At 55.3% G+C, this 14,612-nt stretch carries 14 protein-coding genes; 8 read left to right on the forward strand and 6 right to left on the reverse strand.

All coding sequences use genetic code 11. The annotated features are described in order from the left end of the window. Positions 1–8 precede the first annotated feature (8 nt). From K5E19_RS16905 to gpmM, 3 genes are read right to left on the reverse strand one after another with little or no spacing between them, the layout of a single operon-like run. Entirely contained in the window at positions 9–959 is a 951-nt protein-coding gene (locus K5E19_RS16905) for a divergent polysaccharide deacetylase family protein (RefSeq protein WP_221552221.1), read from the reverse strand. Between the two features lie 3 nt (positions 960–962). Continuing rightward, positions 963–2,222, reverse strand: a complete 1,260-nt coding sequence (envC, locus tag K5E19_RS16910) for a murein hydrolase activator EnvC (protein ID WP_296223179.1) — start codon at positions 2,220–2,222, stop codon at positions 963–965. Between the two features lie 33 nt (positions 2,223–2,255). Then, positions 2,256–3,800, reverse strand: a complete 1,545-nt coding sequence (gene gpmM / locus K5E19_RS16915) for a 2,3-bisphosphoglycerate-independent phosphoglycerate mutase (protein ID WP_221552223.1) — start codon at positions 3,798–3,800, stop codon at positions 2,256–2,258. Positions 3,801–4,048: 248 nt separating this feature from the next. Here gpmM and K5E19_RS16920 point away from each other — a divergent pair, with 248 nt between their 5' ends. The 5 genes from K5E19_RS16920 to cysE all read left to right on the forward strand — a co-directional run bounded on the left by K5E19_RS16920 (position 4,049) and on the right by cysE (position 7,158). Continuing rightward, complete coding sequence (locus tag K5E19_RS16920) at positions 4,049–4,480, forward strand: rhodanese-like domain-containing protein (RefSeq protein WP_010426372.1); 432 nt, start codon at positions 4,049–4,051, stop codon at positions 4,478–4,480. An 11-nt stretch (positions 4,481–4,491) separates the two neighbouring features. Further along, positions 4,492–4,743 (forward strand): glutaredoxin 3, encoded by a 252-nt coding sequence (grxC, locus tag K5E19_RS16925; protein WP_010426371.1) that lies wholly within the window; start codon positions 4,492–4,494, stop codon positions 4,741–4,743. 32 nt (positions 4,744–4,775) lie between these two features. Further along, complete coding sequence (gene secB / locus K5E19_RS16930) at positions 4,776–5,243, forward strand: protein-export chaperone SecB (protein ID WP_003860835.1); 468 nt, start codon at positions 4,776–4,778, stop codon at positions 5,241–5,243. Next, positions 5,243–6,262 carry an NAD(P)H-dependent glycerol-3-phosphate dehydrogenase gene (gene gpsA, locus K5E19_RS16935; protein WP_010426366.1) on the forward strand — a complete coding sequence of 340 codons (1,020 nt, stop codon included), beginning with the start codon at positions 5,243–5,245 and terminating at the stop codon, positions 6,260–6,262. Before secB ends, gpsA begins: the two co-directional genes overlap by 1 nt. 74 nt (positions 6,263–6,336) lie before the next feature. Then, positions 6,337–7,158 (forward strand): serine O-acetyltransferase, encoded by an 822-nt coding sequence (gene cysE / locus K5E19_RS16940; protein ID WP_010426365.1) that lies wholly within the window; start codon positions 6,337–6,339, stop codon positions 7,156–7,158. Between the two features lie 55 nt (positions 7,159–7,213). On the opposite strand, the gene ppiC is transcribed toward cysE, so the two are convergent. Next, entirely contained in the window at positions 7,214–7,495 is a 282-nt protein-coding gene (ppiC, locus tag K5E19_RS16945; protein WP_006812396.1) for a peptidylprolyl isomerase PpiC, read from the reverse strand. Between the two features lie 85 nt (positions 7,496–7,580). Here ppiC and rep point away from each other — a divergent pair, with 85 nt between their 5' ends. Next, a complete protein-coding gene (rep, locus tag K5E19_RS16950; protein WP_221552224.1) occupies positions 7,581–9,605 on the forward strand; it encodes a DNA helicase Rep in 2,025 nt (674 codons plus the stop codon). 51 nt (positions 9,606–9,656) lie between these two features. Here the strand turns inward: rep and gppA are convergent, their stop codons facing one another. Both gppA and rhlB read right to left on the reverse strand, forming a co-directional pair. Further along, positions 9,657–11,141 (reverse strand): guanosine-5'-triphosphate,3'-diphosphate diphosphatase, encoded by a 1,485-nt coding sequence (gene gppA, locus K5E19_RS16955; RefSeq protein WP_042717735.1) that lies wholly within the window; start codon positions 11,139–11,141, stop codon positions 9,657–9,659. A gap of 6 nt (positions 11,142–11,147) precedes the next feature. Continuing rightward, positions 11,148–12,416 carry an ATP-dependent RNA helicase RhlB gene (rhlB, locus tag K5E19_RS16960; protein ID WP_010426359.1) on the reverse strand — a complete coding sequence of 423 codons (1,269 nt, stop codon included), beginning with the start codon at positions 12,414–12,416 and terminating at the stop codon, positions 11,148–11,150. A gap of 144 nt (positions 12,417–12,560) precedes the next feature. On the opposite strand from rhlB, the gene trxA reads away from it, so the two are divergent. Continuing rightward, a complete protein-coding gene (gene trxA, locus K5E19_RS16965; RefSeq protein ID WP_004386384.1) occupies positions 12,561–12,890 on the forward strand; it encodes a thioredoxin TrxA in 330 nt (109 codons plus the stop codon). A gap of 341 nt (positions 12,891–13,231) precedes the next feature. Next, a complete protein-coding gene (rho, locus tag K5E19_RS16970) occupies positions 13,232–14,491 on the forward strand; it encodes a transcription termination factor Rho (protein ID WP_001054528.1) in 1,260 nt (419 codons plus the stop codon). The last annotated feature ends 121 nt before the right edge of the window (positions 14,492–14,612 follow it).

Raw genomic sequence — 14,612 nt, forward strand, 5'->3', positions numbered from 1 at the left:
TTTCTACCTTAGTCACCTGTCGCGGGGAAGGGCTTTTTACCCCAACCTTGCCACTGATGCTGGAAGTATTGCACCAGCGTACTCTGGCTCACGCTTTCGCTAATTACTGTGAAGAAGCGGGTCGCATGCACCGGTTCAAGCGGCTGTTTTGGCTTGCAGTTTTTTACGCCGCTGAACGGATTACGCGGCTGCGTTGCTGGCGGCTGTGCGCTGCCAGGACGAGACGTATCCACCTGCGGTTCATTGAGCAGATCGCTCGGGCGTACCAGCGTGATATCAGCAGGTAAGGTTGGCAGCATCTGCTGTAGCACGCGCACCGTCGAAGGATGCGGATGGCCGATGGCAATGGCTGAGCCGTTGCGTCGGGATAGCTGTACAGCACGATTAAACTGCACCCGAATATCCGCTTCATTTTGCGTGTCATCCAGGAACACCTTGCGCTTAATCACCTTCACGCCCGTTCCCTGAGAGGCTCGCAGGGCCTGGCTGTTGCCGATGGTCATGCTGTCGAGAAAATAGAGGTTGTAGCGCTCCAGCGACTGCATCACTTTCAGCATACCGTACAGGCTGGATGTCATCGCGCTGCCCATGTGGTTATTCAGGCCCACGGCATACGGCACTTTATTGTAGGCGTCGCGGATAATGCGGTCGATCTCATCGCTGCTCATGTCCGGACGAAGCGTGTCTTTTTCCAGCGGCTGTTTGCTAAGCGGTGCCATTGGCAGGTGGATCAGGACCTGATGACCGCTGTTATGGGCCTTGGTCGCCATTTCCCGCGCGTGAGGCGCATTGGGGAGGACCGCAACGGAGATCGCTGACGGCATCGCCAGCACCTGATTTTCATAGTGCGGACGATAACCGAAGTCATCAATCACAATAGCGAGTTTGCCTGCGTATACCGGTGCAGCCAGCGCCAGCGCGCTGGCGACGGAGAGAATCATTCGACGAAATTGAAGCAAAACTTATCTTCCCAACCACGGCTGTGGATTGACCGCCTGACCCTGGCGACGAATTTCGAAATAGAGTGACGGGCGGCCCTGACCGCCACTGCTGCCCACAAGGGCGATGGGTTGACCTGCGCGCACCTGAGTGCCGACGCTGACCAGCGCGCTCTGGTTGTAGCCGTAAAGGCTCATGTCGCCTTTACCGTGTTCGACCACCACGACCAGCCCGTAACCCTGCAGCCAGTCGGCCAGGATCACGCGGCCATCGGCGATGGCTTTCACTTCGCTACCTTCAGACGCACCGATAACGATCCCTTTCCAACGTAGCTCACCCTGCAGCTGTTCGCCATAGCGATGCAGAATAGAACCGCGAACCGGCCAGTAGGCCTGACCGCGAGGCGAGCCTAAACCGCCGGTACGCGACATCAGAGAACGTTCGCTTTCGCTTGGTTTGTAGGTGGTGCCTTTACGTGATGCTTCCTGCTGCTTGTTGCGAACGGCCTGCGCCTCGCGCGCCTCTTTTTCCGCGCGCGCTTTCGCCGCGGCTTCCGCACGCGCGATGCTGTTACGCAGTTTAGATTCGTTAGCGCGCATTTCGCTCAGCTGGCTCTGGCCTTGCTGAATGGAAGACTCAAGGCCGGACAGGGTTTTCTTACGCTCGTTGCGCGCCTGCTCCAGCTTCGCCTGCTGGGCCTGCTGATCGTAGAGCAGCGTCTGCTGCTGGGTCTGCTTCTCTTCCAGCTCGGCTTTTTGAGTGGTGACCTCTTCGCGCGTCTGCTTCAGCTGCGCGATCGTCTCCTGACGCGCCTGATTCAGGTAGCCAAAGTAGGCCTGCAGACGCTGGCCGCGCTGGCTCTCTTCACCGCTGAGGATCAGCTGGAGTCCGGTGTGTTCACCCTGACGAAACGCGGCATCAAGCTGCGCGGCCAGATTGCGCTCCTGGGCATCACGCTGGCGTTCCAGTTTGGCTATCGACGCGTTCATCTCATCGATCTGTTTGTTCAGCTGGGCGAGGGTATTTTGCGTTTCACGGAGTTTGCGAGCGGCGGCGGAGATCGCCTCTTCCTGCTGCTTAAGCTGGGCGAGCAGGGCGGAGCGTTGCTGTTGCTGCTGGCGTACCGCTCGCTCTTTGGCGGCGATATCGGCCTGAATGGATTTCAGCTGGTCGCGGTCATCCGCGTGGGCGGATGCGGCGCACAGCAATACGCCAGCGCTGAGTGCGCTGGCGTAAAACAGAGGTCTGACTGATAACCTAAGCGGCTTCACGACCCATGTGATTGAAAAAATCGCCTTTCCCCTCATGGGGAGCGATTATTCCACGATGAACAGCGGCTTACCAGTCATCTCTTCAGGGATCGGCATGCCCATCAGCGTCAACATGGTTGGCGCGATGTCGGAAAGCTTGCCGCCTTCCACTGCTTTCAGTGATTTATCACCCACATAAATCAGCGGAACAGGCAGGTTGGTGTGCGCGGTGTGTGCCTGGCCGGTCGCCGGGTCGCGCATTTGCTCTGCGTTACCGTGGTCAGCGGTGATCAGCAGCTGGCCGCCAACGGATTCAACCGCTTTTGCTACCTGCTCAACACAGTTGTCCAGCGCTTCAACTGCTTTAACCGCTGCTTCCATCACCCCGGTATGGCCTACCATGTCACCATTCGGGTAGTTACAGATGATGGTGTCGTACTTACCGCTTTCGATGGCCGCAACCAGTTTTTCAGTCAGCTCGGCAGAGCTCATCTCTGGCTGCAGATCGTAGGTGGCCACTTTCGGCGAGTTGATCAGAATGCGCTCTTCGCCTTTGAACGGCTCTTCAACGCCGCCGTTGAAGAAGAAAGTGACGTGCGCGTATTTTTCAGTTTCGGAAATACGCAGCTGCGTTTTGTCATTCTTCGCCATCCACTCGCCGAAGGTATTTTCCAGCGATGCTGGCGGATACGCACAAGGTGCTTTGATGTCTGCGGCGTATTCGGTCAGCTGGATGAAGTCCAGTTTCACCACTTTCTTACGGGCGAAACCGTCGAAGTCGCTGTTCACGAACGCACGGGTGATTTCGCGCGCGCGGTCAGCACGGAAGTTCATGAAGATCAGCGCGTCGCCATCTTCCATGGCAGCATCAGCCTGGCCTTCAGCGCGAATGACGGATGCTTTCACGAATTCGTCGTTTTCATCACGTGCATAGGCCGCTTCCAGCGCTTCAACGGCGGTCGCGAACTGGAATTCACCTTTTGCCAGGGTCATCAGGTCATAGGCCTGTTCAACGCGATCCCAACGGTTGTCGCGGTCCATCGCGTAATAACGACCAATGATGGACGCCACGCGGCCTTTGCCCAGCGCGGCGAATTTCTCTTCAAAGGCTTGCAGAGAGCCTTTTGCGCTACGTGGCGGCGTATCGCGACCGTCCAGGAAAGCGTGCAGATAGATTTTTTCCGCACCGCGCTCGGCGGCCAGTTCAACCATCGCCATGATGTGATCTTCGTGGCTGTGCACGCCGCCTGCAGAGAGCAGGCCCATAATGTGCACGGCTTTACCTGCGGCCACGGCTTTATCGACCGCACCAGCGAGCGTTGGGTTGGAGAAGAAGGTACGTTCTTTGATTTCAACGTCCAGACGCGTCAAGTCCTGATACACGATACGACCCGCGCCCAGGTTAACGTGACCAACTTCGGAGTTGCCCATCTGGCGGTCCGGCAGGCCCACTTCCAGGCCAGACGCGTCAATCAGGGTATGCGGACGTTTTGCCCACAGTGCATCCATCACTGGCGTTTTGGCGTTGAAAATAGCGTTATCCTGGCTGTCTTCACGGTAGCCATAGCCATCCAGAATCACCAGTACCATAGGTTTTTTAGAAACCGACATTGCGACAACCTCATGCTCAAGAGACGAAAAATTTGCGTAATTTTACTACAGCTGAATCGATCAAATAGCCGCAGAAGATCAAAGAATGCGTAGGGGCAAGGCACTTCTCCAGACATTTTGAGGCTTTTTTTTCGTGGCATGCCGCAGAAAATCGATTAGCTTATTGTCGCTGGCTGTATTTGCCACAACGCACAGGTATACTCCTGTCCTGGTTTTTTTAATCACTTAGTCGGGAGTTGTTACCCCCCATGCAAGAAATTATGCAATTCGTTAGCCGCCACCCGGTTCTGAGCATCGCGTGGATTGGCCTGCTGGTCGCTGTGCTGTTCACCACCTTTAAAGGACTGACGTCTAAAATTAAGGTGATCACCCGCGGTGAAGCGACACGTCTGATCAACAAAGAAGACGCCGTCGTCGTCGATTTGCGTCAGCGCGACGATTTCCGCAAAGGTCACATTGCAGGCTCTATTAACCTGCTGCCTGCTGAAATCAAAGCGAACAACATTGGTGAGCTGGAAAAACATAAAGCTCAGCCGATCATCGTTGTTGACGGCACCGGCATGCAGGCGCAGGAATCTGCCAACGCACTGCATAAAGCAGGCTTCGAAAACGTAACGGTACTGAAAGAAGGTATTTCCGGCTGGAGCGGGGAAAATCTTCCTTTAGTTCGCGGTAAATAAGGAGTTCAGTGATGGCCAATATTGAGATCTACACCAAAGCAACTTGCCCGTTCTGCCACCGTGCGAAAGCGCTGCTGAACAGCAAAGGCGTAACGTTCCAGGAACTGCCGATCGATGGTGACGCGATTAAACGCGAAGAGATGATCCAACGCAGTGGTCGCACGACGGTTCCGCAGATTTTCATTGATGCGCAGCACATTGGTGGCTGTGATGACTTGTATGCTCTCGACGCCCGTGGTGGACTCGATCCGCTGCTGAGCTAAGAGACTTTAGGACAATTAAAAAGGGTTTTTCCATGTCAGAACAAAACAACACTGAAATGACTTTCCAGATCCAGCGCATCTACACCAAAGATGTCTCTTTCGAAGCGCCAAATGCGCCACACGTTTTCCAGAAAGATTGGCAGCCAGAGGTTAAACTTGATCTTGATACCGCATCCACCCAACTGGCGGATGATGTGTATGAAGTTGTACTGCGTGTGACCGTAACCGCATCTCTGGGCGAAGAAACGGCGTTCCTGTGTGAAGTACAGCAGGGCGGTATCTTCTCCATTGGCGGTATCGAAGGCAACCAGATGGCACATTGCCTGGGTGCATACTGCCCGAACATCCTGTTCCCGTATGCGCGCGAATGCATCACCAGCCTGGTCTCTCGCGGTACATTCCCGCAACTGAACCTTGCGCCAGTTAACTTTGATGCGCTGTTCATGAACTATCTGCAGCAGCAAGCTGGCGAAGGTGCCGAACAACATCAGGATGCCTGATGAGCACTGTTAATGCGTCAATGATTGTGATCGGTGCCGGCTCTTACGGCACCGCTCTTGCTATCACGCTGGCAAGAAATGGTCACGACGTGGTCCTGTGGGGCCACGATCCCAAACATATCGCGACGTTGCAACGCGACCGCTGCAACGTGGCGTTTCTCCCGGACGTTCCGTTCCCTGACTCCCTGCACCTGGAAAGCGACCTCGCGACCGCGCTGGCGGCCAGCCGCAACATTCTGATTGTGGTGCCTAGCCATGTCTTTGGCGAAGTTCTGCGTCAGATCAAGCCGCTGATGCGCCCGGATGCACGCATTGTCTGGGCAACAAAAGGGCTGGAAGCGGAAACCGGACGCCTGCTGCAGGACGTTGCCCGCGAAGCGCTGGGCGATGATATCCCGCTTGCGGTGATTTCCGGACCGACGTTTGCCAAAGAGCTTGCTGCTGGCCTGCCGACAGCGATTTCACTGGCCTCCACCGATCAGGCCTTCTCCGACGATCTCCAGCAGCTGCTGCACTGCGGCAAGAGTTTCCGCGTCTACAGCAACCCCGATTTCATCGGTGTTCAGCTGGGCGGCGCGGTGAAGAACGTGATCGCCATCGGTGCCGGGATGTCCGACGGTATCGGTTTTGGTGCGAACGCTCGTACTGCGCTGATCACCCGCGGCCTGACCGAAATGTCTCGTCTGGGCGCAGCGCTGGGTGCCGACCCGGCCACCTTTATGGGCATGGCGGGCCTGGGCGACCTGGTGCTGACCTGTACCGACAACCAGTCTCGTAACCGTCGCTTCGGCATGATGCTCGGTCAGGGCAGCGATGTAAAAAGCGCCCAGGAGAAGATTGGTCAGGTGGTTGAAGGCTACCGCAATACCAAAGAAGTCCGCGAGTTGGCGCACCGTTTCGGTGTCGAAATGCCAATAACCGAGGAAATTTATCAGGTATTGTATTGCGGAAAAAATGCGCGCGAGGCAGCATTGACCTTATTAGGTCGTGCGCGCAAGGACGAGCGCAGCAGTAACTAGTCGGAACCGTTGTCACCTGAATGACCCAGCCAGCGCAGAACTGGCTGGTCATTAACTATCGTCTGGAGTAAGCAATGCCGTGTGAAGAACTGGATATCGTCTGGAACAATATAAAAGCTGAAGCCCGGGCTTTGGCCGACTGCGAGCCTATGCTGGCCAGTTTCTACCACGCGACGCTACTCAAGCACGAAGACCTCGGCAGCGCCCTGAGCTATATGCTCGCCAATAAACTGGCTTCCTCCATCATGCCTGCTATCGCTATTCGTGAAGTGGTGGAAGAGGCGTATGCCGCTGACCCGGAGATGATCGCCTCTGCCGCCTGCGATATTCAGGCCGTACGCACGCGTGACCCGGCGGTGGATAAATACTCCACGCCGCTGCTGTATCTGAAGGGCTTTCACGCCCTGCAGGCTTACCGCATCGGCCACTGGTTATGGAATGAAGGCCGCCGCGCGCTGGCTATCTTCCTGCAAAATCAGGTCTCCGTGACCTTCCAGGTGGACATCCACCCTGCGGCGAAAATTGGTCGTGGCATCATGCTCGACCACGCCACCGGCATTGTCGTCGGTGAAACGGCGGTGATTGAAGATGATGTCTCGATCCTGCAGTCGGTCACCCTGGGCGGTACCGGTAAAACCAGCGGCGATCGCCATCCGAAGATCCGTGAAGGGGTGATGATTGGCGCGGGAGCGAAGATCCTCGGTAATATCGAAGTGGGACGTGGGGCTAAAATAGGGGCGGGCTCAGTTGTGCTGCAGCCAGTACCGCCGCACACCACCGCCGCTGGCGTACCGGCTCGCATTGTCGGTAAACCGGACAGCGATAAACCGTCGATGGATATGGATCAGCACTTCAACGGTATTCATCACACGTTCGAGTATGGCGACGGCATTTAGCCCGTCGGCAGTCATTGACAAAAAAGCCCGGTGCATTGACTCACCGGGCTTTTTGTTAGTTGCGGTATAACACTTTGATAATGTGGTATCCGAACTGCGTGTGCAGGGGGCCGGTTGGCTCCAGCACCGGGCAAGAGAAGACCACTTTATCGAATGCCGGAACCATCTGGCCCTGACGGAATTCACCCAGGTCACCGCCACGTTTACCTGACGGACAGATAGAGTGCTTCTTCGCCAGCTTGCCGAAGTCGGCGCCGTTTTTAATCTGTTCCAGAAGATCCTGTGCCAGTTTCTCTTCTTTAACAAGGATATGCAGTGCTGCTGCTGTTTTTGCCATGATCGTGCCTTGAGTCGACTAGTTTACGCTCGGTATACTACCACGCGTTTTTCCTCCTCTCCCGACTTTCATTGAGTGATCTTTTATGCGTTTAAACCCCGGACAACAACAAGCCGTCGAATTCGTCACCGGACCCTGCCTGGTGCTGGCGGGTGCGGGATCGGGCAAAACGCGAGTCATCACCAATAAAATCGCCCACCTGATCCGCGGATGCGGGTATCAGGCGCGGCACATCGCTGCTGTAACCTTTACCAACAAAGCGGCGCGCGAGATGAAAGAGCGCGTGGGGCAAACGCTGGGCCGTAAAGAGGCGCGCGGGCTGATGATCTCCACCTTCCACACGCTGGGGCTGGATATTATTAAACGCGAATACGCGGCGCTGGGGATGAAGTCTAACTTCTCGCTTTTCGATGACACTGACCAGGTGGCGCTGCTTAAAGAGCTGACGGAAGGGCTGATCGAAGATGACAAAGTCCTGCTGCAACAGCTGATCTCGACGATCTCCAACTGGAAAAACGATCTGATGACGCCAGCCCAGGCGGCAGCCAGCGCAAAAGGGGAACGGGATCGTATCTTCGCTCACTGCTATGGTCTGTACGATGCGCACATGAAAGCGTGTAACGTGCTGGATTTTGACGACCTGATCCTGCTGCCGACGTTGCTGTTGCAGCGTAATGAAGAGGTGCGCGAGCGCTGGCAGAACAAGATCCGCTACCTGCTGGTGGATGAATATCAGGACACCAACACCAGCCAGTACGAGCTGGTGAAATTGCTGGTAGGGCAACGCGCGCGTTTCACCGTGGTAGGCGATGACGATCAGTCGATCTACTCCTGGCGTGGTGCGCGTCCGCAAAACCTGGTGCTGCTGAGCAAAGATTTCCCGGCATTGCAGGTGATTAAGCTGGAGCAGAACTACCGTTCGTCCGGCCGCATCCTGAAAGCGGCGAACATCTTGATCGCCAATAACCCACACGTGTTTGAGAAGCGTCTGTTCTCCGAGCTGGGCTACGGCACAGAGCTGAAAGTGCTCAGCGCCAACAATGAAGAGCACGAAGCCGAACGCGTCACCGGTGAGCTGATAGCCCATCACTTCGTTAATAAAACGGAGTACAAGGATTACGCGATCCTCTATCGCGGTAATCACCAGTCGCGCGTCTTTGAAAAGATGCTGATGCAGAACCGTATCCCTTACAAAATTTCGGGGGGAACCTCATTCTTCTCGCGCCCGGAAATCAAAGATCTGCTGGCCTATCTGCGCGTGCTGACTAACCCGGATGATGACAGTGCCTTCCTGCGCATTGTGAATACGCCGAAACGCGAGATCGGCCCGGCAACGCTGCAAAAGCTGGGCGAGTGGGCGATGACCCGCAATAAAAGCCTGTTTACCGCCAGCTTTGATATGGGGCTAAGCCAGACGCTGACGGGACGCGGATATGACAACTTAACCCGCTTCACCCACTGGCTTGGTGAAGTACAGCGGCTGGCAGAGCGTGAGCCTGTGGCTGCCGTGCGCGATCTGATCCACGGTATCGACTACGAATCCTGGCTGTACGAAACCTCTGCCAGCCCGAAAGCGGCCGAGATGCGGATGAAAAACGTCAACCAGCTCTTTAGCTGGATGACCGAAATGCTGGAAGGCTCGGACATTGACGAGCCGATGACGCTGACTCAGGTAGTCACCCGCTTTACGCTGCGCGATATGATGGAACGCGGTGAGAGCGAGGAAGAAGCCGACCAGGTGCAGTTGATGACCCTGCATGCGTCCAAAGGCCTGGAATTCCCGTATGTCTATCTGGTCGGTATGGAAGAGGGCTTACTGCCGCACCAGAGCAGCATTGATGAAGATAACGTCGATGAAGAGCGTCGACTGGCCTATGTGGGTATCACCCGCGCGCAGAAAGAGCTGATTTTTACCCTGTGCAAAGAGCGCAGACAGTACGGTGAACTGGTGCGCCCTGAGCCGAGCCGTTTCCTGCTGGAGTTACCTCAGGACGACCTCGTCTGGGAGCAGGAGCGTAAAGTCATTACCGCGGAAGAGCGCATGCACAAGGGACAGGCTAACGTGGCGAATATTCGCGCCATGCTGGCAAAAGCCAAAGAGAAGGGATAATGATGTGTGGGCCGGGTAAGGCGAAGCCGCCACCCGGCATTGTTCAGCGACTTACTTTACCTCAAGCGCCCAGTGCACGTAGCTCTGCCACTGGCACTCCTGCTCGATCAGCTCTGCCCCAAGTGGGTGATTATCCAGCCAATTTTCCGGTAGCGTCAGCGTGAGCTTTTCATCGTCTGCCACCAGCGTAATTGCCGGGAGGAGATCGTCGCGGCGACGGCTGGCAAACAAAATCGCCAGACGAAGTAAACGGCACAGATGCTCGGCCACGCGCGGCGGCACTGCGTTTTGCTGGTGGAGTGAAGAGAGGTCCACGGCATTGGTCTGGTTTAGCAGCAGGGTAGCGAGCAATTTTTTCTGCGCAGGGGTATAGCCCGGCAAATCAAGGTTACGCACCAGCCAGGCGGCATGCAGCGGCGCTTGCTTGTACTCAACGCTCAGGCCAATTTCATGCAGCGCACATGCACTTAGCAGCAAATCGCGGCTTAGGGGTTCAATATCCCAACGCTGTTTAACCTGATCCGCAAAGAGCGACGCCAGCTGTCCCACCCGTTGCGCCTGCTCGGTATCCACTATAAAGCGGCGCTGGACGTTACGCAGCGTACGGCTGCGGATGTCCAGATCAACTGACAAATGCAGCATACCGTAGACCAGACCTTCGCGCAGCGCGCCGCCGGCAAGGGTCATGCACTGGATGTTCAGTTCGGTGAAAATCGCGATCAGAATGGCCAGACCGCTTGGGAATACCAACGCACGCTCAAGCGTAAGACCTTCAATTTCCAGCTCTTCCAGCCGACCACACTGAATAGCGCGTTGCTTCAGCTGCTGGAGTTTGGCAAGCGTGATCCGCTCATCCATCCCCTGCGCCATCATGATTTCCTGCAGCGCCTGTACGGTTCCGGACGCGCCAACGCACACTTTCCAGCCGTGGTAGCGCAGCTCGTCCATGACCGGACGCAGCACCTCGCGCGCGGCGTTTTCAGCCTCGTCGAAGTTCTCTTGCGCGAGATTGCGGTCGGTAAAGTAGCGCTCAAGCCAGGTCACGCAGCCCATCGACAGGCTGAACAGCGACGTCGCCTGGGCGCCCGTGCCGGTTACCAGTTCGGTACTCGCTCCGCCAATATCCACCACCAGACGGCGATCGTCACCCCCGGTGGTGTGCGCCACGCCCTGATAGATCAGACGCGCTTCTTCTTCACCGCTGATGACCTGCACCGGGCAGCCGAGAATTTCCTGCGCTTTGGCAATAAAATCCACGGCATTAACTGCCAGGCGAAGCGTCGCGGTAGCGACAACGCGGATTTGGGTATGAGGTATGTCCTGCAGGCGCTCAGCAAAGAGGCGCAGACACTGCCAGCCACGTTCCATGGCTTCGGGGGAGAGGTGATTGTCGCTGCTCAGGCCCGCCGCCAGGCGGACCTTACGCTTAATGCGCGTCAGCGTCTGTATGCTTCCCGCCACCTCGCGCACAACCAGCATATGAAAACTATTCGAACCGAGATCAATTGCCGCATATAGCGAGGTGGAACTGAGCATAATTTCTTAACCTGAACGACGACGATTACGCGGTGCGCCACCAGAACGACGCGGACCATTGCCGGAGCGTGGGCGAGTAAGACGCTTCGGCGGCGGCAGTTCGCTTAACAGCGCTTCCGGATTGTATTTGCTCTGCGGAATAGAGTGACCGATGTAGGTCTCAATGGCTGGAAGATTCAGCGCATACTCTTCACACGCAAGGCTAATCGAGTGACCGCTTGCGCCCGCACGACCGGTACGACCGATACGGTGTACATAGTCTTCGCAGTCGTCTGGCAGATCGTAGTTAAAAACGTGCGTCACGGCTGGGATGTGCAGACCACGAGCAGCAACGTCGGTTGCGACCAGAATATCGAGATCGCCACGGGTAAATTCTTCAAGGATACGCAGGCGTTTTTTCTGTGCGACGTCGCCGGTCAGCAGACCAACACGGTGACCGTCTGCAGCCAGATGGCCCCAGATATCTTCACAGCGGTGTTTGGTGTTCGCAAAGATGATGGCACGATCGGGCCACTCTTCTTCGATCAGCGTTTGCAGCAGACGCATTTTCTCTTCATTGGAAGGATAGAAGAGCTCTTCTTTAATGCGGTGACCTGTTTTCTGCTCTGGCTCCACTTCCACATACTCGGCGTTGTTCATTTGTTCGAACGCCAGTTCGCGAACGCGGTAAGAAAGGGTTGCAGAGAACAGCATGTTCAGACGCTGATTCGCAGCAGGCATGCGGCGGAACAGCCAGCGGATGTCTTTAATGAAGCCCAGATCGTACATACGGTCGGCTTCATCCAGCACGACAACCTGGATGGCACCGAGGTTGATATGGTTCTGTTTGGCGTAGTCGATAAGACGGCCAGTGGTACCGATCAGGATATCCACACCGCTTTCCAGCACTTTCAGCTGCTTATCGTAGCCGTCGCCGCCATAGGCCAGGCCAAGCTTCAGGCCAGTAGCCTGCGCCAGGGGTTCAGCGTCTGCGTGAATCTGTACCGCCAGTTCTCGCGTCGGGGCCATAATAAGCGCGCGCGGCTGGTTAACTTTGCGGTCTGCAATCGCTGGATGAGACAGTAAATAATGAAACGTTGACGTTAAGAACGCCATCGTTTTGCCAGTACCGGTTTGCGCCTGCCCTGCAACATCGCGACCGGCCAGCGTAAGCGGCAGGGCGAGAGCCTGAATGGGCGTGCAGTTATGAAACCCTTTATTTTCAAGGGCTTCGATCACTTTTGGGTGCAGGGCGAAGTCGGAAAACTTCTGTTCTGTTAAATGTGTTTTGCTCATAGTGTGGTAGAATATCAGCTTACTATTGCTTTACGAAAGCGTATCCGGTGAAATAAAGTCAACCTTTAGTTGGTTAATGCGACATCAACACGTCGTTGGTGGAGACAAAACCAACGTACCAGGCTTATTCCTGTGGAGTTATATATGAGCGATAAAATTATTCACCTGACTGACGACAGTTTTGACACGGACGTGCTTAAGGCTGACGGGCTAACCCTCGTCGATTTCTGGGCTGAATGGTGTGGTCCTTGCAAAATGATCGCCCCGATTCTGGATGAAATCGCTGACGAATATCAGGGCAAACTGACCGTTGCCAAGCTGAACATCGACCAGAACCCGGGCACCGCGCCAAAATACGGTATCCGTGGCATCCCGACCCTGCTGCTGTTCAAAAACGGTGAAGTGGCAGCGACCAAAGTGGGCGCACTGTCCAAAGGTCAACTGAAAGAGTTCCTCGACGCTAATCTGGCGTAAGGTTTCTCGGCTGAGCGTCCTGAGCGCCTAAATTGTGTGGATCTCTGGACGCCCGGCTTTAGTCGTGCTAAGTTAGCTATGACTTCGTTTTAAACATATCTTGTTGTTTGAATCTTGTTTTACCCGATACTTCCCGTTGTTAACATGAACAGTGCGTGAAGTTGCTAGATTCCGGGCTTGTCACTCAATCCGTCTTGTCGTTTCAGTTCTGCGTTCTTTCCCTGTGACCAGACAGCGAACAGACATGAGTTGATGGCCGCTAAACAGGCATGGATGACCCTGCCATACCATTCACAACATTAAGTTCGAGAATCACCCCGAGTTTAAGAACCCACACCATTATGAATCTTACCGAATTAAAGAATACGCCGGTTTCTGAGCTGATCACTCTCGGCGAAAATATGGGGCTGGAAAACCAGGCTCGTATGCGCAAGCAGGACATCATTTTCGCCATCCTGAAGCAGCATGCTAAGAGTGGCGAAGATATCTTTGGCGACGGTGTGCTGGAGATATTGCAAGACGGATTTGGTTTCCTCCGCTCTGCAGACAGCTCCTACCTCGCCGGCCCTGACGACATCTACGTATCCCCTAGCCAAATCCGCCGTTTCAACCTCCGCACTGGTGACACCATTTCAGGTAAGATTCGTCCTCCAAAAGAGGGTGAACGCTACTTTGCGTTGTTGAAAGTTAACGAAGTTAACTACGACAAACCGGAAAACTCGCGCAATAAGATCCTCTTTGAGAACTTAACGCCGCTGCACGCGAACTCTCGCCTGCGCATGGAGCGTGGTAACGGTTCGACCGAAGACTTAACCGCTCGTGTTCTGGATCTGGCATCACCGATTGGTCGTGGCCAGCGTGGCCTGATTGTGGCACCGCCAAAAGCGGGTAAAACCATGCTGCTGCAGAACATCGCGCAGAGCATTGCCTACAACCACCCAGACTGCGTGCTGATGGTACTGCTGATTGACGAACGTCCGGAAGAAGTGACCGAGATGCAGCGTCTGGTTAAAGGTGAAGTGGTTGCTTCTACCTTCGACGAGCCAGCATCTCGCCACGTTCAGGTTGCGGAAATGGTTATTGAGAAGGCGAAACGCCTGGTTGAGCACAAGAAAGACGTGATCATCCTGCTCGACTCCATCACCCGTCTGGCGCGTGCGTACAACACCGTGGTGCCAGCTTCCGGTAAAGTATTGACCGGTGGTGTGGATGCCAACGCCCTGCATCGTCCGAAGCGCTTCTTCGGTGCGGCACGTAACGTGGAAGAGGGCGGTAGCCTGACCATCATTGCGACCGCGCTGATTGATACCGGCTCCAAAATGGACGAAGTTATCTACGAAGAGTTTAAAGGTACAGGCAACATGGAACTGCACCTCTCTCGTAAGATCGCTGAAAAACGCGTCTTCCCGGCTATCGACTACAACCGTTCTGGTACCCGTAAGGAAGAGCTGCTCACCACCCAGGAAGAGCTGCAGAAAATGTGGATCCTGCGCAAAATCATCCATCCAATGGGTGAAATCGACGCAATGGAGTTCCTCATCAATAAACTGGCGATGACCAAAACCAACGACGATTTCTTCGACATGATGAAACGCTCGTAACGCAAATTATCCCAGTGAACGCCACGTTTTTACGTGGCGTTTTTCATTTACGGATTATACGCTATTACTACAGACTCCCATTTTTGACCTGTCGGTGCGACAATAAGCAGGTTTGAACAGT

This window comes from Enterobacter sp. RIT637 (assembly GCF_019718755.1).
In the GTDB taxonomy this organism is placed as follows: Bacteria; Pseudomonadota; Gammaproteobacteria; order Enterobacterales; family Enterobacteriaceae; genus Enterobacter.